Origin of the sequence: Aquimarina sp. AD1 (genome assembly GCF_003443695.1) — a bacterium.
In the GTDB taxonomy this organism is placed as follows: domain Bacteria; phylum Bacteroidota; class Bacteroidia; order Flavobacteriales; family Flavobacteriaceae; genus Aquimarina; species Aquimarina latercula.
The window spans coordinates 2717817-2742082 of sequence record NZ_CP031966.1; the positions used below are offsets into that span (position 1 = coordinate 2717817).

The 24266-nt window shown below is 32.1% G+C and carries 23 protein-coding genes; 9 read left to right on the forward strand and 14 right to left on the reverse strand.

Going from position 1 to position 24266, the window contains the following annotated elements; genetic code table 11:
• Genes D1815_RS12115 through D1815_RS12125 form a run of 3 tightly spaced genes read left to right on the forward strand, consistent with a single transcriptional unit; the run spans position 1 to position 1827 of the window.
• A complete protein-coding gene (locus tag D1815_RS12115; protein WP_118387223.1) occupies positions 1–441 on the forward strand; it encodes a hypothetical protein in 441 nt (146 codons plus the stop codon).
• Positions 442–451: 10 nt separating this feature from the next.
• Positions 452–1369 (forward strand): TIGR01777 family oxidoreductase, encoded by a 918-nt coding sequence (locus D1815_RS12120; protein WP_118387225.1) that lies wholly within the window; start codon positions 452–454, stop codon positions 1367–1369.
• Positions 1366–1827, forward strand: a complete 462-nt coding sequence (locus D1815_RS12125; RefSeq protein WP_118387227.1) for an SRPBCC family protein — start codon at positions 1366–1368, stop codon at positions 1825–1827. Before D1815_RS12120 ends, D1815_RS12125 begins: the two co-directional genes overlap by 4 nt.
• Positions 1828–1993: 166 nt before the next feature.
• Here D1815_RS12125 and D1815_RS12130 read toward each other — a convergent pair whose 3' ends face one another.
• Positions 1994–2557 carry a hypothetical protein gene (locus D1815_RS12130; protein WP_118387229.1) on the reverse strand — a complete coding sequence of 188 codons (564 nt, stop codon included), beginning with the start codon at positions 2555–2557 and terminating at the stop codon, positions 1994–1996.
• Positions 2558–2734: 177 nt separating this feature from the next.
• On the opposite strand from D1815_RS12130, the gene D1815_RS12135 reads away from it, so the two are divergent.
• From D1815_RS12135 to D1815_RS12145, 3 genes are read left to right on the forward strand one after another with little or no spacing between them, the layout of a single operon-like run.
• Positions 2735–3289 carry a sigma-70 family RNA polymerase sigma factor gene (locus D1815_RS12135; protein WP_027392615.1) on the forward strand — a complete coding sequence of 185 codons (555 nt, stop codon included), beginning with the start codon at positions 2735–2737 and terminating at the stop codon, positions 3287–3289.
• 5 nt (positions 3290–3294) lie between these two features.
• Positions 3295–3555: a hypothetical protein gene (locus tag D1815_RS12140; RefSeq protein WP_035085016.1), complete on the forward strand. Its 261-nt coding sequence runs from the start codon at positions 3295–3297 to the stop codon at positions 3553–3555.
• 42 nt (positions 3556–3597) lie between these two features.
• Complete coding sequence (locus D1815_RS12145) at positions 3598–3852, forward strand: hypothetical protein (protein WP_027392617.1); 255 nt, start codon at positions 3598–3600, stop codon at positions 3850–3852.
• On the opposite strand, the gene D1815_RS12150 is transcribed toward D1815_RS12145, so the two are convergent.
• Positions 3841–4668: a hypothetical protein gene (locus D1815_RS12150; protein WP_147404144.1), complete on the reverse strand. Its 828-nt coding sequence runs from the start codon at positions 4666–4668 to the stop codon at positions 3841–3843. The genes D1815_RS12145 and D1815_RS12150 overlap by 12 nt on opposite strands.
• Before the next feature lie 135 nt (positions 4669–4803).
• On the opposite strand from D1815_RS12150, the gene gcvP reads away from it, so the two are divergent.
• Positions 4804–7656, forward strand: a complete 2853-nt coding sequence (gcvP, locus tag D1815_RS12155) for an aminomethyl-transferring glycine dehydrogenase (protein ID WP_118387233.1) — start codon at positions 4804–4806, stop codon at positions 7654–7656.
• 69 nt (positions 7657–7725) lie between these two features.
• Here the strand turns inward: gcvP and D1815_RS12160 are convergent, their stop codons facing one another.
• The 3 genes from D1815_RS12160 to D1815_RS12170 form a co-directional block, all read right to left on the reverse strand.
• Entirely contained in the window at positions 7726–8448 is a 723-nt protein-coding gene (locus D1815_RS12160) for an alpha/beta hydrolase (RefSeq protein ID WP_158594433.1), read from the reverse strand.
• Positions 8449–8542: 94 nt separating this feature from the next.
• On the reverse strand, positions 8543–9922 hold the full coding sequence (locus D1815_RS12165; RefSeq protein ID WP_027392620.1) for an exonuclease domain-containing protein: 1380 nt from the start codon (positions 9920–9922) through the stop codon (positions 8543–8545).
• Between the two features lie 144 nt (positions 9923–10066).
• Positions 10067–10477: a DUF3010 family protein gene (locus D1815_RS12170; RefSeq protein WP_118387235.1), complete on the reverse strand. Its 411-nt coding sequence runs from the start codon at positions 10475–10477 to the stop codon at positions 10067–10069.
• 326 nt (positions 10478–10803) lie between these two features.
• Between D1815_RS12170 and D1815_RS12175 the strand changes: the two genes are divergently transcribed.
• Positions 10804–14034, forward strand: coding sequence for a chondroitinase-B domain-containing protein (locus D1815_RS12175; protein ID WP_118387237.1), 3231 nt, complete (start codon positions 10804–10806; stop codon positions 14032–14034).
• Positions 14035–14122: 88 nt separating this feature from the next.
• Here the strand turns inward: D1815_RS12175 and D1815_RS12180 are convergent, their stop codons facing one another.
• The 8 genes from D1815_RS12180 to D1815_RS12215 all read right to left on the reverse strand — a co-directional run bounded on the left by D1815_RS12180 (position 14123) and on the right by D1815_RS12215 (position 23262).
• On the reverse strand, positions 14123–15172 hold the full coding sequence (locus D1815_RS12180; protein ID WP_118387239.1) for a bifunctional transcriptional activator/DNA repair enzyme AdaA: 1050 nt from the start codon (positions 15170–15172) through the stop codon (positions 14123–14125).
• Between the two features lie 3 nt (positions 15173–15175).
• A complete protein-coding gene (locus tag D1815_RS12185; RefSeq protein WP_118387241.1) occupies positions 15176–15931 on the reverse strand; it encodes an isocitrate lyase/phosphoenolpyruvate mutase family protein in 756 nt (251 codons plus the stop codon).
• 82 nt (positions 15932–16013) lie between these two features.
• Positions 16014–17282 carry an alpha/beta hydrolase-fold protein gene (locus D1815_RS12190; RefSeq protein ID WP_118387243.1) on the reverse strand — a complete coding sequence of 423 codons (1269 nt, stop codon included), beginning with the start codon at positions 17280–17282 and terminating at the stop codon, positions 16014–16016.
• A 144-nt stretch (positions 17283–17426) separates the two neighbouring features.
• Positions 17427–17828: a hypothetical protein gene (locus D1815_RS12195; protein WP_035084936.1), complete on the reverse strand. Its 402-nt coding sequence runs from the start codon at positions 17826–17828 to the stop codon at positions 17427–17429.
• A 321-nt stretch (positions 17829–18149) separates the two neighbouring features.
• Entirely contained in the window at positions 18150–19553 is a 1404-nt protein-coding gene (locus tag D1815_RS12200; RefSeq protein WP_118387245.1) for a TolC family protein, read from the reverse strand.
• Positions 19554–19556: 3 nt separating this feature from the next.
• Positions 19557–20909 carry an HlyD family secretion protein gene (locus tag D1815_RS12205; RefSeq protein WP_027392626.1) on the reverse strand — a complete coding sequence of 451 codons (1353 nt, stop codon included), beginning with the start codon at positions 20907–20909 and terminating at the stop codon, positions 19557–19559.
• Between the two features lie 6 nt (positions 20910–20915).
• A complete protein-coding gene (locus tag D1815_RS12210; RefSeq protein WP_027392627.1) occupies positions 20916–22583 on the reverse strand; it encodes a peptidase domain-containing ABC transporter in 1668 nt (555 codons plus the stop codon).
• Positions 22576–23262, reverse strand: coding sequence for a TetR/AcrR family transcriptional regulator (locus D1815_RS12215; protein WP_118387247.1), 687 nt, complete (start codon positions 23260–23262; stop codon positions 22576–22578). The genes D1815_RS12210 and D1815_RS12215 overlap by 8 nt, the downstream gene beginning before the upstream one ends.
• 149 nt (positions 23263–23411) lie before the next feature.
• Between D1815_RS12215 and D1815_RS12220 the strand changes: the two genes are divergently transcribed.
• The gene (locus tag D1815_RS12220; protein ID WP_118387249.1) at positions 23412–23765 is read left to right on the forward strand and encodes a hypothetical protein; all 354 of its coding nucleotides are present in this window, start codon (positions 23412–23414) and stop codon (positions 23763–23765) included.
• Positions 23766–23807: 42 nt separating this feature from the next.
• On the opposite strand, the gene D1815_RS12225 is transcribed toward D1815_RS12220, so the two are convergent.
• Positions 23808–24158, reverse strand: a complete 351-nt coding sequence (locus tag D1815_RS12225) for a hypothetical protein (protein ID WP_051336064.1) — start codon at positions 24156–24158, stop codon at positions 23808–23810.
• Positions 24159–24266: the final 108 nt, after the last annotated feature.

Sequence of the window (24266 nt, forward strand, 5' to 3'; positions counted from 1 at the left end):
ATGAGTCTACTTCAAATAACATATCGTTGGATATATATAATTATTGCTACGTTACTATCGACATTAGTGTTATATCATTATGCAAAAGAGCTCCCTGAGTTAATTCCTAATGACAATCTAATAAAAGAAATAGTAATGTGTTCTGGTCAACTAGTTTGGCAAGGTAGTATTATTATGATTTTTATAAAGAAAAAAATTCATAGTTACTTATATAATATGATTTCAGTTTCTTTATTAGGATCTTTAGCATTAATCCCTTTGATATTGTTGTATAAACAAGAAGTAATTGTTCTAGAAATTAAAATTTTACTTTTCTTATTAGTTGTATGTCTTATGATATTAGATCATACTAGAAGAGTCAAAAAACTTAAATTACCTGGGTATCTAACTGTCACCTGGATAACCTATAGATTATTATGGCTACCCATATTATTATTTTAAATTAAAAAACATGAAAAAAATAGTTATTGCTGCAGGAACCGGTTTTTTAGGAAACGTACTCGTCGATTATTTTAAAACTAAAGTTGAGACCATTGTCATTCTAACCAGAGGAAAGAATAAAATTGAAGGTACTATTAAATATGAGCATTGGGATGGTAAAACTATAGGAGCTTGGAGAAACGAATTAGAAGGATCTGATGTTTTAATTAATATGACAGGAAAATCTGTAGACTGTAGATATCATCAAAAAAACAAAGATCTAATTCTTTCTTCTAGAGTCGTATCTACGAATATATTAGGTGAAGCTATAGCATCTTGTGAACATCCACCAAAAGTATGGCTTAACTCATCCACAGCAACCATCTATAGACATTCTTTAGATAAAGAAATGGATGAAATCGATGGCGAAATTGGAACAGGCTTCTCTGTTAATGTAGCTACCAATTGGGAAAATGCTTTTTTTACGCATAAAACTCCAAAAACTAGAAAAGTAGCTCTCAGAACTTCTATAGTATTAGGAAAAAATGGTGGTGCATTGCAACCTATTATCAATTTAGTAAAAATTGGTTTTGGTGGAAAACAAGGAAAAGGAAATCAAAAATTTAGTTGGATTCACGAAACTGACTTTGCGCGAAGTTTAGAATTTATTATAGAAAATGAAGAGATCCAAGGTCCTATTAATATCGTTGCACCTAAACCAACGGACAATAATAATCTTATGAAAACATTACGAAACGTAACAAAAGTTCCTTTTGGAATTCCACTACCTAAACCACTTTTGGAAATTGGTGCACGTATTATTAAAACCGAAACTGAATTAATTTTAAAAAGCAGAAACGTTATTCCAAAAAAACTATTACAAAATGGTTTTCAATTTAAATATCCAGATTTAGTAAACGCTACTAAAGAATTAACTAATAAGTTATGACCACAATCCGATTATATACCAAAATAGAAGCCCCGATTAAAGTTGTTTTTGATGCAGCTCGAAATATTGATATACACATGGGTTCCGCTTCGAAAACAAAAGAGGTCGCTATTGCTGGTAAAACTTCTGGATTAATTGATCTCTATGACACAGTTACCTGGAGAGGAAAACATTTTGGTTTATACCTAAAACATCAAAGTAAAATAACATCATTAAGGCATTCTACTTATTTTATTGATGAAATGATAAGTGGCCATTTTAAAACTTTTAAGCATCAACACATTTTTAAAGAATTATCAAAGGGAACTGAGATGATTGACGTTTTAGAATATACAACCCCCTATAGCATATTAGGAAAAATATTTGACCAAATAATTTTAAAAAAACACTTAACTAAATTTCTAAAAACAAGGAATCAATTTATCAAGTTAAAAACCGAACAATCTACTATACCATAAATAAGAGTTTACCTGAAAAGCAGTAGTAAAGCATGCTGAATTTACCATCGTGGGCAATTCTGGTGGAGTCTAATTACGAACGTCATTAATCACAACTAGTTTTTACTCATTCAAACATATCGGTACTCACCTCCCAGGCAAACAACTTCCAAATCAGTTATAAATTCTATTCATCAATACCAAAGCAATAAATACGCACTTCTCCCGATGTGCCCATAATATTATTAGCTTCAATACCTTTGTAAATAGGCTGAAAAGCATACTCACCAGGAACCAGTGATGGCATCATAATTTCATAAAGATTTCCATCCATTTTTTTAAGTTCCGGAACGATTAGATGTTGACTTATATCTTTACTACCACCTCCCATAGAATTTCCTTTCTGTATAAATCTTCTATATTTTTTTCGCTTCTTTACCACATCTGCCTTAGAGATAATTACAATATCAAGAGGGTCAATCCCTTCATCTAAGGACATAATAAACTTAGGAACATCATTAGATTTAAATCTAACACTAGAATATTTACTATTAAAAATAGTTAAGTACTGGTTTACTCCTCCATAACCAAAACCGATAGCTTTGGCTTCAATTTTAGCACCTTTACGTTCGAATGATGTTACCTCGCCATCTTTCATAAAATATGGAACAAAGTTTTTTTCAACCTCTTGTGCTTTTATTCCGTTTGACAATACTAATTGAATAATTAAAAGAAATGTAATTTTTTTCATCTGACTGTTTTTTAAAAAAATGATATGCACAAACATAGGGTCATATCGATATTAAAAAAATACCCAGTTACTGGTATTTTGTTGGGTTCTTAATACACCTTTCCCTTAATTCAATGGTTCAAACTTATTTGAGATTCAACTTTTTATCCTATTTTTGGAGAAAAGAGCAAATAGACTATGCCTACAAACACGATAGACCCTAATACGTGGATTGACAAATACAGTGATTATTTATTTAATTATACCATAGTAAGAGTCGACGACAGAGAAATTGCGCAAGATTTAGTGCAGGAGACCTTTTTTGCAGGTCTTAAATCAATGAAAAACTTTAAAGGAGAAGCCAGTGAACGTACTTGGTTAATTTCAATATTAAAAAGAAAAATCATTGATCACTACAGGAAAATAAATAGTAATAAGGGAAAGGCAGAAGTACGAATCAACTATACGAATGATGGCGAAACTGAAGGAGATTGGTTAGAAGAAAGAGTAGCTGACCCTTTTGACCAAAATGCTGAAGGTAAAATTGAAAACACAGAATTAGGGGTTGCCATACACAATTGCATTGGTAAATTACCAGAAAAACAAGCTCGTATTTTCTCTATGAAAACGATTCAAGGATTTGATACAGAAGCAATCTGTAATGAATTTGATATCACTGCGTCTAATTTATGGGTGATCATTCATCGTGCTCGTACAGCGATGGCGGAATGTCTAGAAAAAAACTGGTTTTAATACACATGAATAAGGAAAACAAAATATTTGTAAGTTGTGAGAATGCAAATCACATTTGCGATAAAAACCAATATAAAGAAGCCTCTTTTTGGGAAAAAGTAAAATTAAATATTCATTTAATTTATTGTAAGGCTTGTAGAAAATATTCGTCTAAGAATACGAAACTAACTAAATTATTTAAGGATCCTAAAGTGATAAATATCAATCAATCCGCTAAAGATACTATGAAAGAACAGTTAAAGAAAAAAATGTCAGAGCTGGAATAAAAAAAGTTAATAACACCCCAAATAATTAGTTAAAAAATTGTAATGAAAACGAGTAACAATTTATTTGTATCCTGCGAACAAGCAAAATACATTTGTGATAAAAATCAATATGGTGAAGCATCCATTATGGAAATCATCAAATTAAATATTAGGTTAATCTATTGTAAAGTAACACGTGCATATTCTAAAAGAAATACTAAGCTTACCAAAACAATAAGCAAATCTAATGTTCAAGTAATAGAAGCTTCTGTAAAAGAAGAAATGAAACAGGCTTTGCAAAAGAAATTAGCCAAATAGGCTTTGCATCAGAACCAATGTAAACAACCACATAATCGGAATACTTTCTACCCAAAAGGAACAAAAGTATTCCGATTGTTTTTTATCAGTACCCCATAAAAAAAGTAAACTTACAATTGTAATCAATACCGTGGTTAAAATTTCTGCAAAGGAAAGATCGTCTTTAAATGCTGTTAATAGTAGAAAGATAACCAATAATATACTTCCAAAAACCTTAGTTCTAGTAATTCCAATTTTCTGGGGAATCGTTTCTAATTCTCTGCTATCATATTGCAAATCTCTTATTTCAAAAGGTAACATTATTACCACTATGAACAAGAAACGTTGAATAATTTCCATAACCATGTCAAGACCTAAACTTCCTTCTGCATAGAGCATAGGCACTAGAACAGTAATTCCTGTCCAGGTTGTTCCAATAATAAAAATCTTAATCCCTGCAACACTTCTTAAATTTTTTTTATTTGGAAAAACTGGAACCGTATAAAGAATCGTCAGCAGTACAAAAGGAAATAAATACATCAATATATCTAAAGATAATTGAAAAGTAAAATATACAAATATCACTAAACAGATACTTGTTAATATTTTGATTCCAGTCATTGATTTTGTTAATCGCTTATGATACAATTTCGAAATCGTGGCATACTTTACAAAATTATATGCGACAATAGCTCCAACAAAACTGAAATACACATACATATCACCTTCCAAAATCTCGAACTTCAAAAAAGTAAGTTTTACCAAGGAAGCCACAGCTAAAGCCACGTGAATACTACTATTTAGATAAAAATTAAATATACTTTGTATGGTTTTCACTTTGCTAATTTAGGGGAATCTGTTAATAACACCCTAAGTTGGTTAAAAACTTACTAGTGTTAGGTTAATTTATTGTGAAAATTTTATGGATTAAATATGTACTTTTGCGCTTTAAATCTCAACTGTTTTTTTGCTATGAAAACTGACTCATTTAAACTACGTCATATTGGGCCTTCAGAAAAAGATCTAGGTGACATGTTAAACACCATCAAAGCTGATTCTATAGATCAACTTATCTTCGAAACGGTACCAGATGATATTTTATTAAAATCACCCTTACAGCTAGATGAAGCTATGAGTGAGCAAGAATATTCTGCTCATGTGCAACAGTTAGCTGCTAAAAACAAAGTATTTAAAACTTATATTGGTTTAGGATATCACGAAGCAAGTTTACCCGCAGTAATACAACGTAATATTCTAGAAAACCCAGGTTGGTATACTGCGTATACTCCTTATCAAGCAGAAATTGCTCAAGGTAGATTAGAAGCTTTGTTGAATTATCAAACGATGGTTTGTGATCTTACAGGAATGGAATTAGCCAATGCCTCTTTACTTGATGAAAGTACAGCTGCTGCAGAAGCTATGACCATGTTATTTGCAGTGCGATCTAGAGCTCAGAAAAAAGAAAACGTTGACAAATTTTTTGTTTCTCAAGAAATTCTACCGCAGACACTTTCGTTGTTAAAAACAAGAGCAATTCCTTTGGGAATTGAATTAGTTATTGGTGATCATACTACATTTGATTTTTCTACTGATTTTTACGGTGCTATTTTACAATACCCAGGAGTATCTGGTGAGGTGTATGATTACGCATCTTTTGTAGAAAAAGCGCATCAATCAGAAATAAAAGTTGCTGTTGCTGCTGACATTCTTAGCTTGGTAAGCCTTAAATCTCCAGGTAGTTTTGATGTTGATGTAGTAGTTGGAACAACACAGCGATTTGGAATTCCATTAGGATATGGAGGTCCTCATGCAGCATATTTTGCAACAAGAGAAGCATATAAAAGAAATATTCCAGGAAGGATCATTGGAGTTACCCAAGATATGAATGGAAATCGTGCTTTGCGTATGGCGTTACAAACACGTGAACAACATATCAAACGTGATAAAGCTACTTCAAACATTTGTACAGCTCAAGTATTACTTGCTGTAATGGCGGGAATGTATGCTGTATATCACGGTAAAGACGGACTACAATATATCGCCAATAAAGTAAATAGTTCTACTACAAGTCTTGCAAATGCTATAACCAAACTAGGTTATAAGCAACTAAACACCGTATTCTTTGATACGATTCGATTTAAAGCAGATACTAATAAAATTAAAGAAATAGCTGAAGCTCAAGAAGTAAACTTTTATTATCCAGATACAGAAACCGTATCTATCTCTTTGAATGAAGCTACCACAATTGTTGACATCAATAATATCGTATCAATTTTTGCAAAAGCTTCTGGAAAGGAATCTATCAAGATAACAGCAATTGATGCTGCCACGAGTATTCCTGATTTTGTAAAACGAAATACTGAATTCTTAACAAACGATGTATTTAACACCTATCATTCTGAAACAGAATTGATGCGTTATATCAAAAAACTAGAACGTAAAGATCTTTCTTTAAATCATTCTATGATTCCTTTAGGTTCTTGTACAATGAAATTAAATGCCGCATCAGAAATGCTTCCGTTAAGTAATGCACAATGGGGTAATATACATCCGTTAGTTCCTGTTGAACAGGCTAAAGGATATCAAGAAGTATTAAAAAAATTAGAAGATCAATTAACAGAAATAACTGGTTTTGCAGGAACTTCTTTACAACCTAATTCAGGTGCGCAAGGAGAATTTGCAGGATTAATGGTTATCCGTGCTTATCACGAATCCAGAGGAGATCATCATAGAAATATTTGCTTAATCCCTTCTTCTGCTCACGGAACAAATCCTGCATCAGCGGTAATGGCGGGAATGAAAGTCGTAGTAACAAAAGCAACCGAAGAAGGAAATATAGATGTAGAAGATCTTAAAGAAAAAGCAGAGAAATACAAAGACAATCTTTCTGCACTAATGGTAACATATCCATCCACTCATGGAGTATATGAATCTGCTATCAAAGAAATTACTCAAGTAATTCACGATAATGGAGGACAAGTATATATGGATGGTGCTAATATGAATGCTCAGGTGGGATTAACTAATCCAGGTGCTATCGGAGCAGATGTATGTCACCTGAATTTACATAAAACATTTGCAATTCCTCATGGAGGTGGTGGACCAGGTGTTGGACCTATTTGTGTAGCCAAACAACTAGTACCATTTTTACCTGGGAATCCAGTAATAACTACAGGAGGTGATCAAGCAATAACTGCAATTTCTGCAGCTCCTTGGGGATCGGCTTTGGCTTGTTTGATTTCTTACGGATATATAACAATGCTAGGAGCACAAGGTTTAAAAGAATCGACAGAATACGCAATCCTTAATGCTAATTATATTAAAGATCGATTAGATGGTCATTATAGCACACTATATTCTGGTGAACGTGGTCGTGCAGCTCACGAAATGATTATAGACTGTAGACCTTTTAAAGCACACGGGATCGAAGTAACTGATATCGCTAAGCGATTAATGGATTATGGATTCCATGCACCGACTGTTTCTTTTCCTGTTGCAGGAACTATTATGATCGAACCAACAGAAAGTGAAAGTAAAGCAGAACTGGATCGTTTTTGTGATGCGATGATCAGTATCCGTCAGGAAATTTCGGAAGCAAGTTCCGATAATCCAAACAATATAATGAAAAATGCTCCGCATACAATGGCAATGCTAACAGCAGATACATGGGACTTCCCATACACCAGAGAGCAAGCTGCTTATCCACTAACTTATGTTGCAGATAATAAATTCTGGCCTACAGTTAGACGTGTGGATGACGCTTATGGTGATAGAAATCTAATTTGTACTTGTACTCCTATTGAAGAATATATGGAGGAAGTATAAATTTATATACTAAATAATAAAATTGCCTGAGACTTAGAATGATAGTCTCAGGCAATTTTTATTTTATAACTAAATGGTTTTTAGAAAGCCCTTGACAGCTTTCCAATAGCTTTCATTATCCGAAAACCTTTCCCAAAGCGCTCTAGAACCATGATTCCCTTTAGTCTTAGGTAAAAAGAATTGTTTTTTTTCTGAGGTAATTGCATTATAGATTCCTGACCAACTCTTTTTTTCATTTTGTGCAGAAGTAATAAATACCGGAATCTTAATGTTAGCAGCACTACTAGTAATATAATTCTTTTCGCCAAAATATTCCCCAGGAGAAAACGACAATACTCCGTTCACAACATCTGGATAATCTCCTGCATATTTTAATACTAAAGATGAAGAATATGAACTTCCCCAAATAATAATTTTCTTAGGCTTATATGTCTTTTTTACATATGCAATAGCAGATTCCACATCTTGATAAGCATCCTTAAATTCAGTTTGCTTACCTTCTGTTTTAGCCACAGTGTTCGTTTTATTTGTTATATCATTTACTGAACCTCCTGATCGTTGATCAACAGCAAAACAATTATACCCTAATTTATTTAGTTTTGGAGCAATCTCCATATATTCCCCTCTACTCCATCCTGCCTGATGAAAAAGAATAATAAACGGATCACTTTCTTTGGCTTCATATAGATCCGCGGTCATCATTAATCCATCTTTAGACGGAAAATCAATTGTTTTTTGACCATACAGTGATACTGTTAAAAATATGATTGCTGAAGTAAGAATACTTTTCATAGAAAATAAATAATTAGTTAAGACCATACCGTCGTTAAAATACTAAATTACTTACTTGATTAATCTTATTGTTTTGTTATAGTTTCTAGAGCTATTATATAGGGACAATATTTCTATCTCCATTTTTACGGAGATAACTTTTAATTATTTTAGTGGTATGATACGTATGCTTCTGAAGATTCAAGAAATTATCAAAATCTTCTATAGAAACAATTTGTTCATCTTCTTGAATATATCCAAACCCCTTATAAATCCCATCCTGTATCATTACAAAACTTTGTTCATTAAAAGTTCTCCCTTTTTCCTTTATAAAATAACTTTTTTGATCTCTCCTAAGAGAAGACAATGCTTTTTGCACTCTCATATTATACAACGCAACAGACTCATTTCCAATACAAATACCTTTACAGTTCTTAATTTTATAATGAGAGCAGTTATCTGTAGTGCTCTGCAGACTACAATACCTAGGACATAATTGAAACATTTCGCAAAGCTGTTCCAACTTCTCTATCGCTTCTGCTCTACTATAAAAAATCTCCACAGAGTGATCAAACGTTTGTGATCTATCTATAGCCAATTGCACAACACCTTTTCTATTCGTATAAAACATAATACAATATGGAGCTACTGGTTTTTTCTGAGCTCTATTAAATTTCGGATAGTGCTTTTGAATTTTTTCTGATTCTAATAATAGCGCTACTAATTCGTTACCAGTAACCTCATAATCTATGGCATATGTTTCCTGACCTAGAGCATATTCTTTATTTTTTTTATCATAAAAATGACTAATGACACGTTGTTTAATATTCTTCGCTTTACCTGCATATATCACTTTCCCTTTTTGATTTTTAAACAAATAAACCCCCGTTTCTTCGGGCAATACATCTATATTTTCTATTTTAAGATGAGGAGGTAATGTTGCTTCTTTAGATCGTACATTTAAAAACTTATTGATAATTTCAAATTCTGGATCAAGACTAAGAATGCGCTGAAACAAGATAACAGTAGCATCTGTATCGCCTTCTGCTCTATGTCGACCTTCTAATGGAATATTAAGTGAGGAACACAATTTCCCTAAACTATAAGAAAACATACCGGGAATTAACTTTCTAGATAAACGAACTGTACACAACTTCTTACGAACAAAAGAATATCCTAAATTTTTAAATTCACCTTTGATCACATTATAATCAAAGTTCACATTGTGAGCCACAAAAACAGCATCCGATGTCATCTCTATAATTCGCTCTGCAATTTCGTGAAACCTTGGTGCATTTCTTACCATATCATTATCTATTCCTGTTAATCCCGTTATAAAAGGAGGAATATGACATTCAGGATTCACCAAAGAAGTAAATTTATCCATAACAATATCGTCTTTTAGCAATACAATACAGATTTCTGTAATGCGATTACCATTAATGCCTTTACCCGTAGTTTCGACATCAATAATAGCATATAATTTTTCTGACATTACATTTCTTTTGAAATGCAAATCTAAAAGAAATATTCGATATTTGGAATTTTTCCTTTTACAATGGAATTTTTCCTAAACAAAACTTATAGTAAACATAAGAGAAAATTGTTGCCTATAATCTTTGATATAAAACACTAACTATTATCTAAGAAGATAAGCAGCTAACCGAGTCGCATTCTCCTGATATGTATTCGCATAAGAAACAGGAAGTTCATTCTTTTTATAATAGGCAGTCAAGGTTTGTTTAGAGACAAAACTCATTGTTGCTTTTGAGTAACATTGAATCAATGCTTCTAATTTAAAAGAAACCGCAGCCGCTGCAAATTTACCCTTAGTCTGTCTAGTAATAATAGCAATATGATCAGGTTTAACAGTATCAAAAAAATTATGAATCTCCTTTAGGAAAGTCTGAACATCCTCGTTTTTTTGATCATCGATAATTTCTACATATTTATCCTTACCTGTCAGATTTATATAGTTACCCAGTTCATCCTTAGACAACACTACAGAGATGGCTCTTTTTTTATTTATTTCGATTCCGATTACTTTCATTTTATCAAAGTTAGTATATAATTTCTAAAAGATATCCTCTAACATTTATTTGAAAATCTCATTTAACAAAACCAACCTAGAATGATATAAGCTTTCTTAATATTTATTCTTATACATCAGGAATGCAACCACTCTTATTTATTCAATTAATTAACGAAATTAATATGTCTATCACATTTAAAGTAAAACAAAATTGACATATCATTAAAAAACCTTAAATTGGTCAACCAATTTAAAACACAAAATTAATACTAGCTTTTAAAACATCAAACCAAAAATTCGAAGGCTAGCTCATTTTTACAACTAAACTATTTAACACATTTTATATGAAAAATCTTCGCACATTTTGGTCTGAAAAAAAATATGATTTTGCCGTTTTTCACAATACAGGGTTACTAAAAAAAAGAAGGCTGAAAGAATTATTTATAATTTCTTTTCTGTTTTCGTCTCACATTTTTGCTACTGAATACACAATTAGTTCAATAGATGATTTCAACAATTTAAGCTTATCTCCAGGTGATGTTGTTATTTGGGAAGATGGAGTCTATAATGATGATGAACGACTTGTATTTAGAGCTAATGGTACCTCATCAAATCCAATTACATTAAAAGCCGAAACTCCAGGTGGCGTTGTTTTTAATAATGGACTACAAATGGATATTGCTGGGAATTATTTAATAGTCGAAGGGTTTCATTGGAAAGGAGGTTACGGAGCTAGTAATTTCATCCAATTCAGAAATGGAACTACATATGCACAAAATTCTACAATACGAAATTGCGTAATTGATGGTTTAGGGGTTGAACCAGGTGATGCAGCAGAAGCCGAACAAGATGGGGCAATCGTGAAACATAGGTGGATTGTATTATACGGAAACAATAATAGTGTATTATATTGTTCTTTTTTAAATAAATCTACTGCTGGTGCCTTAGTGCTAGTAGAACTAGAGTACAATGCAGAAACTAATCGATGTGACATTGTCGGTCACACAATAAGCAACAATTATTTTTACAAATATGAAAAAATGGATCCTTCACTATCAAATTCTGGTGATAGTGAAACAATTCGCGTGGGTACAAGCGAATTCCAAAATGTAGATTGTAGAACAACAGTTAGTAATAACTATTTTGTTGAAGCTGATGGAGAAAATGAAATTATTACTAATAAAAGTGACAATAACATTTACCAAAACAACACTTTTAGAAGATGTAGAGGTTCTCTAACACTACGTCATGGTTCTGGTGCTACGGTAGAAGGGAATTATTTTTTAGGAGAAAATGTTGATGGAACAGGAGGAATTCGAATCGTTGATAGTGATCATTCGATTATTAACAATTACATTCAGGATTGTATTACCGTTATTGATCAAGCAAAATGGAATAATGGAATTACATTTATGGGAGGTTCCACCAATTCTCAAGATAATTGCAACTCCACAAGTGTTTCTAATGGGTATCAAAAATCAGAAGATATTACTGTTTCAAACAACACTATAGTAAATACAAATGCACCATTATTTTTTAATGGAGATAAGGGTACAAGTAGTAATACCGGTAACGTTTCTAACAATGTTGTTTTCTTCTCTAATAACTCATCAAATATTACCGATGTTATAACCGAAGATGATCCTGGAGATTTTTCAGATATCGGTTCTTCAGTAACTTATTCCGGAAACGTATATAACAATACAAGCTTAGGGGCATCTGTTAATGGGTTTTCTCCAGCAAATTTATCCGCTAGTAGTAATGGTGAGATTTTTAATATTTCTGGCACTAGTGCAGGGTCCAACATACCACAATCTCCTTACTCTAATAATGATGTAGGATCTAACGTTGGTGCTTGCTTTGTTAATTCTATTGGAAATCCTCTTGGTTCTTGTAGTAACACACCACCAACTGATATATTAGCCGTATCCAACATTGATGATTTTAGTGCTAGTTCTCAAAGCAAAACACTCACCATAACATCCAACGTTAACTGGACAATATCTGATAATAGTTCTTGGATTACTGTAAGCCCTTTATCTGGAACAAATAATGGAGATGCTACAATAACGGTCACTGCTAATTCCCAAAACACCTCCAGAACCGGGATAATAACGGTGGCTGGAGGTTCAATAACTAGAACTATTACAATTACGCAATTAGGTATTGTATCAGACATTTTGATAGATTCTGTGGTTCTTACACCCAACGATACCACTCTTGAAATTGGAAATACATTACAGTTAACAGCCACCATATCTCCATCGGACGCAACCAATCAAAATATTACTTACACCAGTAATAATCCAACTGTTGTAACAGTTAATTCGAATGGATTGATTAGCGCCACTAATGTTGGAGAAGCCGTTATAACAGTTACAACAGATGACGGAGGATTCACAGACACCACTACTATAAATGTAATTACCCCAACAACAGGAACAAATCTAGCTTTAAATAAACCAATCACTGCTACAGGTACACCAGATAGCAATAATATTGCTTCCAATCTTGTAGATAATTCTACTACGTCACGTTGGTCTGTTAATGGCTTTCCTAATTCCTTTACAGTAGACCTTGGAGCTATTTATAGTATTAATAAAACAGAGCTGGTTTTTTACCAAGATAGAGCCTATCAATATACCATAGAGATAGCTACAGAATCTAATGGGCCATACACGGAAATAATTGACAGAAGCAATAACTCAACTCCTGGAACCGTTGCTGCTCCCGTAACCGATCTATTCTCTCCTGTTAATGCTCGTTTCATTAAAGTAGCTGTTTCCGGAGCGTCAGGTTATTCAGGACCTTGGATTAGTATATTAGAATTTAGAGCTTTTGGTTCTTCTATTGATACTCCAAATTGTATTGCAGGAAGTAATCTATCATTAAACGCAAACCTTTCTAGTTACAGCAACCAACAAACAGAAAATCCAGCAAGCAATATTTTGGATGACAATACCGATAACAGATGGTCTGCAGAAGGGTTTCCGCAAAACGCGGTAATAGATTTAGGAGAAGAATATACTATCAACGAAATTAACTTATATCCGTATAATGACAGAGCATATCAGTTCATTGTAGAAGGTTCTAGCAACTCCCCTACTTCTGGTTTTTCCATTTTAACAAATGCTTCCAATAATACCTCTGGCGGCTCAGTAATTAACAGGGATTTTTCGGAGCAATCAGTTAGATATGTCAAACTTACAATAACAGGTGCATCTGGATATTCTGGCAATTGGTCATCTATTAAAGAATTTGAAGTAATCTGTTCTGGTAGTAGTCAAAGTTTATCAAACAGAAGCGAACCTTTAGAGAATAATGAAATTTTGATATATCCGAATCCTTTTACAACAAACCTTACGATTCAATTACCAAAAAACAATACCGAAATTACCAAAGCACAAATAATAGATGTATTTGGTAGAGAAGTTGCTGGTAAATCTATACCGAACTCCTCATCTAACAACGTTAGTTTTATCACAAACTTACCTAAGGGTATTTATTTCCTGAGGTTATTGAACTCTGCAAACAAAGTAATTAAAACGAAAAAAGTAATTAGTAATAATTACTAAAAAATATTTATTCCTTTCAGACTATGGCTGATTTTTTAGGTTACACTAACTATTCAGCCATAGTTTTTATATCACATAGTCCCAAAAACTAACTATCTTTTTCATGTGACAATAACCATTTTTTGCGTTCTATTCCTCCACTATATCCTGTCATATTTCCATTTTTTCCTATAACTCTATGACAAGGAATTATTATGGATATTCTATTACATCCATTAGCAGAAGCTACGGCTCTAATCGCTTTTGGTTTACATATCCTTTCTGCTTGTTGCTGATATGTTATTGTTTCTCCATATTTAATTTCTTTTATGCCATCCCAAACTATATTTTGAAACTCAGTTCCTGGTGTTTCAAGAAGAACATCAAAAACCTTTCGTTTTCCGTCAAAATATTCAGCCACCTCTCTTTTAGCTTGTTTAATATGTTTATTATTTCCTGCCAGTATCGAAGCATTCAATCGCTTCTGCAAATCTTCAAATTCTGTTTCTAGTAATTGTCTATCTACAAATTCTAAAAGACAAACTCCCTGTTCGGTAGCACAAATAAACATTGGACCTAACGGTGTTGTTAATCTATCAATTAAAATTATTTTTTTATCACTGCTTTTTTTTGGAGAATCTCCTATCATCTTTTTAAAAGTGTACCCAAAACCACTTAAAGACTCATAGCCCATATCAAAGGCTGTATGTGTGGCGTTTTTACCTTTTTTTATTTCTTGAAAAGCATTATTAATTCGATACATTCTTTGATAACTCTGAAATGTCATTCCGTAGCTTTTCTTAAACCATCTTCTCACAATCTCTGGGCTAATTGCCAATTTTCGCAATTGATTATCAGTAATTTTCTCTTTTGGATTTTGTCGCACTAAAGCTATTGCTCTTTCTACATGATCAGGAGCCATATTGGCATTCTCTGTTGGTTTGCAAATTTTACAAGGTCTGTATCCATTATCCAAAGCATCTTTAATCGATGTATAAAACTCTACATTTTCTAATTTAGGTTTTCTAGCTCTACAAGTCGCTATACAAAAAATAGAAGTTGTTTTTACTCCTACAAAAAAGATACCCACAAAGCTTTCTTTTCGTTCCAATAAAGCTTTATAATATAATTCTATTTTATCATTTTCAGTTACTAACATATCTCAAAAAATGGATTGAAATGATCGTTGATCTAGTATCCTTTTGGTAATGCTACCCAATTGACTATACATTTTATCAAACAAAAAATTACCGATACTAATTCTTCGTACTCCTAATTTTTTCAAAGTATCAAAATCTAATAAATCAGGGACACACATTACATTGACAGGTAATTGAGTATAATCTACAATTTCCTTAATTTCTAACTCTTTTTTAATACAGGGAATGAAAATTCCATCCGCACCTGTCTTTTCATACAATTGTATTCGTTTTTTAGTTTCCTCAAGCACATTAGGATGTTCTAACAAAAAAGTATCTGTTCTTACATTTATAAAAATATCCAAATTTTCTTTTGATACTACATTCATTATTCTTTCCAACTTATTAACAAATTCTTTCGCTGGTAACAATATTCTTTTATCATCAACAATACTATCCTCTATATTAATTCCCGAAACACCTAAATCAGCCATTTTTCTTATATGCTCCGTAATAATTATAGGGTTTCTGCTATACCCAGCCTCCAAATCTACAGATAAAGGTAAATTAGAATTTACTTTAATTCGTTCGACAAAATATCTTAATTCAGAAAATTCCATTTGTTCGCCATCTTCATATCCTAATAGAGCAGCAATGGCGGAGCTCGATGTTCCTATCGCCTGGAAACCTAGTTTTTCTGCCATTTTACTACTAGGAACATCCCATACATTTCCTAAAAGCAATGGTCTTTCTTGATTATGTAATTCTTTAAAATTCATCGTTTTTTGTTTTTCACAAAGTACCGATGACGATATTTATTCAGCAACCGAAAACTTGACAAGTATTTTTATTCTGAAGAATTTATTTTTTGGAAAGCTTAAGAATCAAATCTAAATTAGATCGTAATTCATTTAATTGCCATTGCCTTGCGTTGGCTTTTGTAGCTAGTAAAATAGACTGACGACTCGCCTGTTCAGCTTCTTTTATTTTTTTTCTAGCGGTATATATTTTTGACAAACCATCATAAGCACGGAACGAGTTAGGATGGCTTTCCAGACTCTTTTTAAAAGTTACTTCCGCTTCATTATATTTCTTATCTTCTAACTGATACCCTCCTAACACACTATAAAAAGTATCTAATGAATTTGGGAAATGAATTTCTATCTCCGATTCCAAAATTGCTATATCCTCTCTTAAATTTTTGCGATAATAATAATTCATCATATTACCAAAATTATAAGCTGGTAACGAAAACTTAGTATCGAATTCTGTATTTAATTTTTTATAATAATTTATTAGATCTTTCGCAGATGAAAATGAGTAAAATTTATCTCTACTAACCTCCCAATCTTTAAATAATTGAATTAATGCCTCTTTCAATGCAATCATATGAACGGATCCGTGATTCTCATCCTTATAATATGTAAAACTCCAATTAGTATCATAAGGAAAGTATTTATCTAATACCCCAACAAAACCTCTCACACCCATACCCTGCGTATTGGCTAAAGACAAAAATAAGTTAGCACTTAATTCTTTTTGATTTTCAAAAACCGTATCTGCTGTTTTATTAAGTATATAATCATTCCACCATAAAGAAGGATCAATCGCAATAAAACTATCAAATGCAGTTTGCTTTTCTAGATAATGGTTTACAACAAATAAACCTCCCATAGAATGTCCTACTAATATATCATAAGAAGATGTCCTGTATTTCTTATTCACTAAAGGTTTTAATTCTTGTTCCAAAAATGACATAAACTTATTTGCACTTCCACCTTCTGAGCCTTCTGCGTTGGGACGACAATATTCTCGATACTTTGCACTTCCTTTGTCAGAAATCGCGACCAAAATCATTTCCGGTATTTTATCTGCTACACTTGACAGAAATTCTACCAATCCAGAATCATGATAAAAATTATAGTCTCCATCCATTAAATAGATAACTGGAAAGTTCCCTTGATCGCTATAAAAATAACTAGGTGGCAAATACACTTGAAAACTTCTTTTCTCTCCTAAAATACTAGAATTAAGAAAGTTTCGTTCCACAGGAATCAACGCATTATCTACAACCTGACCAAAAGTATTAAACGTTATAACTAATACCAATAAGAGGAGGAAATGTTTCATAAAAATGATTTAAAATCAGGTAGAATAATCTTTGCGTTGCAAAATAAGAAACATCAATTATGATACTATTAAAAATATGGTAATTTTAATTAAACTGATTATCTGTAAAAACCTAAAGCAATGAAACACCGTATCATAATATAATCATTCGATTGACTCAGTATATTCTAAAAACAACTTACAACCTGCTATTGTCCAAGCATATGTTTCAGACAACTCTCTTTCTCCTCGACTTTGTGCTAGCTCTCCTTCTAATCGACATACGCGTGTGATACGATGTATAGCGCCTTCCATCAAATTATACAATCGATCATCTGATTTGGTTATAACCGGAGACTGATTTGCTATTTCTAGTTTGTTCTTTATATCAGCAATTTCACTACCGACACCAATTTTCATTACCTGCATCATTGATGCTAGACGTATTAATTCTGATAAAAATTCTCTTGGCATGCACAAATACCCTGATTGCGCAGGATTAGGAATCGCATCCTTACTGCCTTCACTGATGATTTGCTTAACCATAAAAGAAAAAGTGGTTGACATTTTAATAGCTCTTTTAAAGACTGCTGGTTATTAGATTGTTATATAGTTCCAAAACTATATAAGTATACCCTAACAAAAAACGGGTAAAATCCCCCGTTTTTAAATCATACAATAATAGGGAATTTTCCCTTTTCTAATAAAAATAAAAGAGGTAAATTAATTTTGATTTCTTATACATTAGATTATCAAAACCTAATGACTATTTAGGAATAAAGTATAACAACTTATTCGATAGTTAATTAAAGAGAATAGTGGATATAAATAGCTATTTATTACTAATAGTATCTTACAGTAATTAAAAAAAATGCACAAATCTAATGGCTACAAATTTTCTGGATTTAAAGCTAAATTTTTAAACAGTTTTGCTTTAGTATCGAAATACTTATTTTGTAATTTATTCTGTTTCAATTGGGCATCAATTAGTTTACTTTCTCTAGAATTAATCAAAAATAATGAACTTTCTCCAAAACTAAATTTTCGTTCTTCGGCTCTTAGTAATGTAGTATAATCTGTTACAATATCAGTAATCAGTTTGTTTTGAGTTTTGAAAGAATCTAGCTCATTATTGATTGCATTTACTTTATTTTCAATTTGTAATTGTACACTTGCTAACTCATATTGACTATCTTGGATTTTATACTTAGCCAATTTAACCGCACCTCGTTCTTTTCGTAAAAATAATGGAAACTGAAATGCTACCCCTCCTTTATAATCCGCAGTATTAAATGAATTCGCAATTTCTGGCGAAGGAGTTAAAAAATTATATTCCAAATTAATTTTAGGCAGTAACTTATTTGCTTTTAATTTACGATCCACTTCTAGACCTTCTATTTTATAATTCAAAGATCTTAGTTTAGGATGATTTGCTAAATCTACTTCTGTAAACAATGCCTGTTGTATCTGCAATGTCTGGTCAATAACAATATCTACTTCATTGTCTGGAATCACATTAGGTTGTATCTCTACGGGAATATTATTTCCGATCCATAAATAATTAGATAGCTCCAAACTTGATTTCATCAATTTTACTTTAGCTTGTTCTAAACTTAATTGACGATTCTGTACTGTGATCTGCGCTTCTACAGTATCTATAATTGCCTTATCTCCGGCTAATGCACTCTTCTTTACTCCACCAAAACGGGCCCTTGCGTTAATCAAAAAGTTCTGATAAATTTCTTTTTCATTATATGCTTCTAACCAATTAAAATAAGCCAACGATGCATTATACAAAATTTCATTCACCAAAATATCTCTATCTACTTTGGTTTGTTCTCTAAATAATTTTGCTTTTTTAAGTGCAGCCATTCGATCATTAATTAACAATCCTTGCGCAATTGGAACCGATATACCTGCGCTATATAAGCCTTCATTGGGTACAGTTCTTTCTGGGTTTAAAAATATCCCTTCATTCTGCTCAAAATTAGCCTTTAATTCTATCCCATACCAAGTAGGTACTTTAAACGTCGCATTTAATAAATCATAGTATTCAGAACCTTTGAACTTTTTTCTATCATAATCTACTTCAATTTTAGGATCAAAACCTCCTCTAGATTTCAGTAGATTAGCTTCTCCTACACTTATATTTAACTCAGCTTGCTTTGCGATGGGGTGATGTTTTTTCACAAACCCTAGATATTCTCTAAAATTAAGTTTTATCGAGTCTTGTTCCTGCGCATAGGTTGCAGTTGTCAAAAAAAGAAAACTGTACAACAAAAGTTTGTTCATAGATTATTTCTTTTTGGTAGTTGCTATTTTATCCTCGGGTTGGTAATAATTAGGAGGAAAACCATTTAACTGTCTCCATAATTCGAACCAAATTGGTACATCTTCTAACAATGCAATGGTATTGGCTCCTGATCCTACACGCACTCCATCTGGCCAGGGATGATCTTTTTCATCGGGTGAAATTAATATTCTGTATTTCCCATTAGGGCTAATAAATGTTTCTACTGCAACTATTTTACCTCCATATGTTCCGTACGATACATTAGGCCATCCACTAAAAATAATTGCAGGCCAACCATCAAATTGTACTCTTACTTCTTCTCCAATATGCACTAATGGTAAATCAATGGGTTTCACAAATGTTTCTACCGCCAGATCATATTCTGATGGCATAATACCAACTAACCGATCCCCTTCTTTAAATGTCTCTCCTATTCCGGATTGTATCGCTTTATTGATATACCCATTTTGCGGTGCAGTGATAAAATACAAGCCATTTCTTATTTCATAATTGGTATACTGATTTTCTAATTTGGTAACCTGTGCTTCTGCATCAAATTGACTTGACTGTGCAGTAAATCGATCACTCTGAGACTTGGATATCTTCTCTGCATATTCTGCTTTGATCCGATTCATTTCTATCTGCGCATTGATAACATCATTTTTACTAGCTAGTAACTTGTTTTCTTGCGAAATTAACTTAGCTTGAGTCTCTTGTAATTTTAAACGTTTAGTTTCTACATCTGTTAATGACTTCAGTCCTTCACTTTCTAGCTGCTCAGTTCGCTTAAATTGTCTTTCGGCTATAGCTATATTGGTCTTTGCCGCTTCTAGATCAATACTATCACTTTTTACCTTTAGGTTAGATTGTAATAACTTATTATCTGCCTGTTTTAATTTTAAAGAGCGTTCTCTAACCAATGCATCTGCTTGATTACCTAACGCTTTTACTTTTTCTTCATATGAAGTAACAGCCATAGATTTTGCTTTTATCTGTTGTCCAGTTCTAGCGACAAGATTGGGATCAAAATATTCATTTTTAACCTCTGAAATACGTAAAATAGTATCACCTTTTTTCACAAAATCTCCTTCTCGTACATACCACTGTTCTATTCTTCCAGGTATAGGCGATTGTATTGTTTGTGGTCGTTGATCAGGTGTTAGTGTCGTAACAAATCCAGTCCCAGAAATGTTTTGAGTCCAAGGAAAGAATAAAATGATAAAAAGGATAATAGTAAATACTAATAAAAAACGATTAAAATACTTATAATGATCTTTACCAAATACTTTCTGAGATGCTTTATACCCTAAAATATCTACAGTTCTATTCAACTTATTATTTGAAATATTTAGCATACCTTTCTATTTTTCACTTATTATTTTACCATTATCTACGGTAATAATTCTACCACAACGCGATGTCCATTTAGCATTTTCACTAACTACAACTAACGCCCAAGGATTTTCTGGCTCCACCAGAAAGTCCATAATTCTGGCAGCTTCAGTTTCATTAAATTGATCTAAAGGATCCTTTAGAATTAACAATTTCGGTTTTGTAACAATTCCTCTAGCTAATACTATTTTTTTAGAAATCGTATATGGTATCTGCTTACCTTCCGGATACAACATCGTTAATAAACCTTTAGGTTGTTCTTTTACAAATTGAAGCAATCCTACTTTTTCTAAAGCCCAATAAACTTGTTCACTGGTAATACTTTCATCTCCAAAAGTGATATTCTCTAAAATAGTTCCTTCAAACGGAGATTCCTCTGTCAATGACTGCCCAATATACCCTCTATAATAATTTAAATTCACTCCCTTTAGCGAGACATTATTGATATATATACTACCTGTATCGGGTTCTAATAAACCTGCAATTAATCTAAGAAGAGTTGATTTACCAGAACCATTAGGTCCCTGTATCAATATGGTACAACTCTCTGAAATATTAAGAGAAACATCATCGATAATTCTTTTATCTCTATCCGGAACGGCATAAGAAACCTGGTCCAACTCTATCACAAACCCCTCATCTTCTTTAAAAGGTTTTTCCCCTTCCTGAGGTTCTAATTGTTTATCAACTACCTGACCTATTTTTTCCAAAGAAGTCAATACATCATAGAAAGATTCTAAACCTACAATTAGTTTTTCTACAGAGGTAATCACTAATAAAATAATGATCTCAGCTGCTACGAACTGTCCTATATTCATCTTCTGATTTAAAACTAAAACACCACCTATTAATAGAAGGCCAGCAGTAACTAATACCTTAAAACCAATCATCTGAATAAATTGCAATACGAGTATTCTAAAATGGCTTTCTCTAGAATCTAAGTAATCCGCTACTAAAGCATCGTTCTTATTAAGTGCCAAGCTTGTTCTTCCTGATAATTTAAAACTTACTATTGACCTCGCAACTTCCTGGATCCAATGGGCAACTTTATACTTACTTTTAGACTCACTAAGACTAGTTTCTAAACCTTTGGTTGCTGTATATTTAAATACGATATAGATTAAAACCAATAAAAGCAAACCATAAATAATAAAAAATGGATGATAAAATGACAGTAATAGAAGCCCAAAGATTATTTGCACCAAAGCTGTCGGAAAATCTACTAATATCTTTGACAATCCTTTTTGTATAGTTAAAGTATCAAAAAATCTATTTGCTAATTCTGGCGGATAATAATTACGTAACTCACTCATCTTGATTTTAGGAAACCTATATGTGAATTCAAAAGATGCTCTAGTAAAGATCTTTTGTTGTACATTTTCTATAATCCTAATTTGCATAAACTGTAATATCCCTACAAATAGAACTCCAGCCGTAACTAAAATTACTAGGATTATCCAGGAAGTACTAACCTGCGCTCCTTGTAATAAATTTATAATAGCTTGTATTCCTAAAGGAAGGGATAAGCTTACCAATCCAGCGAAAATCGCATAATAGAATACTTGCAGGATATCTCTTTTATCAAGTTTTAAGAGCCCCATCAAACGCTGCCAAGCGGTCAATATATTTTTAGCCATTCTTGTGGTTATTTAAAGAATTAAATACTAAATCAATAAAATATTTTGTAGGAGTAATTTTCTCATCACAATCCGTTAACGAAGAAAAATGATCTCTTAAGAAATGTTGATGCAATGCACCCTCTGTAATAGTACTAGCCAAACTAGTAGGGTATTGATATGTTTCGTCCACTTGTATAATCATATCTTTAATCCTGTTCACTAGTCTTTTGTAAATAGAAAAATATCCGTCTTTATTTTCGTTATCAACCTCCTTAGTCAGATATGATTTAGAATATTCATTAATTACAATCTTGTTTAACAAAACCTCGTTAATGTGGGAGAAGGAAGAATCTTCTTTTGTAGTCCGAGTTACAATTTCGATAGCTTTGGTTAATTTTTCTTTAGCATCAGAAATACTATTAGTGGTAAACACTAATTGATACTCTAGCCAACCCCAATACCATGAAGTTAAGTACAATAACAGCTTATGTTTATTCTCAAAATAACGATATATTGAGCTTTCATTAGATCCTATCTTAATACCTAACTTTTTAAAGGTAAAGCTATCAAAACCTATTTCATCTATTAAAAGAATACTATATTCCACAATTTTCTTTCCTAAAGTAGAAGATTCCGGATCTTTTAAATATATATTATTGTTGATATTAACCTTTAAGTCTTGAAGTATATATTTCATAACTAAAACTATTTTACTCAAAAGTAATAGTATTACTATTATTATTTAATACATTAACTATTATTTAACCAAAATTTATGTTTTAATGTTAAGTAAATAATACTATATTTATAGTAGACATCTCTCTCAACTAACTCAATACAATACACATGAAAAAACTGTTATTTATCGCATTTATATCGGTACTCCCGATACATGCACAAGAGCAAAACTTTACATCTCCTGATAACGTAAATATTGGGGATATTCTGACTTTAGGAAAACCATCAGGAAAAACATATAAACATATTTTGTTTCCAAAAACTAATTTTATTATTAAAAAGGGAGGAACCACAAACTATAGAAAACTAAGTGGTTTAAGAGTAATTATTACTAATAAAGAAGCTACGGAAGGAAAAACGATTATTTCTATCAAAAGAAATGATAACAAACAATTTCTGAACAGTATTCGGATAGTAAAAGTAAATCTTAAAGCTGCCTTGGAAGCAAAAGAAATTTTTTAGTAAATAAGAAAAATAGCTATATACGGATTGATAATTACATTATCATTTATTAGCAATTTCCATAAGTTTATCTCTAATATCCTTATCATCTAAATATTGCAATAAAACTTGTTTAAAATAATCCTTCTTACCATATGTTACTTCGGATTCTTGAACGATATGGTCTTCTTTTAGCATATTTCCTTCTCCAGTAACAAGCCAAGTAGGATTAATTTCTGTATACAATTGTATAATCTTTTCAATAAAATCACCTCCAATATTACTATTTGCAGACTGCAATCTATGTAAATAGCCCGCACTTGCTCCTATAGAAAGGCTAAAACTCCTAAGGCTTATTCCCAAATGAGCTGCAAATAAAATAACTCTATCTAAAATTTTATCTTTTTTATCCAAAATATTGACTATTATTTGCGTATATTTAATATTTTATATAATATTGTATACCAAAACGATAACATTATATTCACAAAGATACTTATACCTATAACATTAGCCAACTTA

Excerpts from the sequence above, each read along its gene's own strand:
- D1815_RS12115 (WP_118387223.1), top strand. The coding sequence starts at position 1 with ATGAGTCTACTTCAAATAACATATCGTTGGATATATATAATTATTGCT.
- D1815_RS12120 (WP_118387225.1), top strand. The coding sequence starts at position 452 with ATGAAAAAAATAGTTATTGCTGCAGGAACCGGTTTTTTAGGAAACGTA.
- D1815_RS12125 (WP_118387227.1), top strand. The coding sequence starts at position 1,366 with ATGACCACAATCCGATTATATACCAAAATAGAAGCCCCGATTAAAGTT.
- D1815_RS12130 (WP_118387229.1), bottom strand. The coding sequence starts at position 2,557 with ATGAAAAAAATTACATTTCTTTTAATTATTCAATTAGTATTGTCAAAC.
- D1815_RS12135 (WP_027392615.1), top strand. The coding sequence starts at position 2,735 with ATGCCTACAAACACGATAGACCCTAATACGTGGATTGACAAATACAGT.
- D1815_RS12140 (WP_035085016.1), top strand. The coding sequence starts at position 3,295 with ATGAATAAGGAAAACAAAATATTTGTAAGTTGTGAGAATGCAAATCAC.
- D1815_RS12145 (WP_027392617.1), top strand. The coding sequence starts at position 3,598 with ATGAAAACGAGTAACAATTTATTTGTATCCTGCGAACAAGCAAAATAC.
- gcvP (WP_118387233.1), top strand. The coding sequence starts at position 4,804 with ATGAAAACTGACTCATTTAAACTACGTCATATTGGGCCTTCAGAAAAA.
- D1815_RS12160 (WP_158594433.1), bottom strand. The coding sequence starts at position 8,448 with ATGAAAAGTATTCTTACTTCAGCAATCATATTTTTAACAGTATCACTG.
- D1815_RS12165 (WP_027392620.1), bottom strand. The coding sequence starts at position 9,922 with ATGTCAGAAAAATTATATGCTATTATTGATGTCGAAACTACGGGTAAA.
- D1815_RS12170 (WP_118387235.1), bottom strand. The coding sequence starts at position 10,477 with ATGAAAGTAATCGGAATCGAAATAAATAAAAAAAGAGCCATCTCTGTA.
- D1815_RS12175 (WP_118387237.1), top strand. The coding sequence starts at position 10,804 with ATGAAAAATCTTCGCACATTTTGGTCTGAAAAAAAATATGATTTTGCC.
- D1815_RS12180 (WP_118387239.1), bottom strand. The coding sequence starts at position 15,172 with ATGTTAGTAACTGAAAATGATAAAATAGAATTATATTATAAAGCTTTA.
- D1815_RS12185 (WP_118387241.1), bottom strand. The coding sequence starts at position 15,931 with ATGAATTTTAAAGAATTACATAATCAAGAAAGACCATTGCTTTTAGGA.
- D1815_RS12190 (WP_118387243.1), bottom strand. The coding sequence starts at position 17,282 with ATGAAACATTTCCTCCTCTTATTGGTATTAGTTATAACGTTTAATACT.
- D1815_RS12195 (WP_035084936.1), bottom strand. The coding sequence starts at position 17,828 with ATGTCAACCACTTTTTCTTTTATGGTTAAGCAAATCATCAGTGAAGGC.
- D1815_RS12200 (WP_118387245.1), bottom strand. The coding sequence starts at position 19,553 with ATGAACAAACTTTTGTTGTACAGTTTTCTTTTTTTGACAACTGCAACC.
- D1815_RS12205 (WP_027392626.1), bottom strand. The coding sequence starts at position 20,909 with ATGCTAAATATTTCAAATAATAAGTTGAATAGAACTGTAGATATTTTA.
- D1815_RS12210 (WP_027392627.1), bottom strand. The coding sequence starts at position 22,583 with ATGGCTAAAAATATATTGACCGCTTGGCAGCGTTTGATGGGGCTCTTA.
- D1815_RS12215 (WP_118387247.1), bottom strand. The coding sequence starts at position 23,262 with ATGAAATATATACTTCAAGACTTAAAGGTTAATATCAACAATAATATA.
- D1815_RS12220 (WP_118387249.1), top strand. The coding sequence starts at position 23,412 with ATGAAAAAACTGTTATTTATCGCATTTATATCGGTACTCCCGATACAT.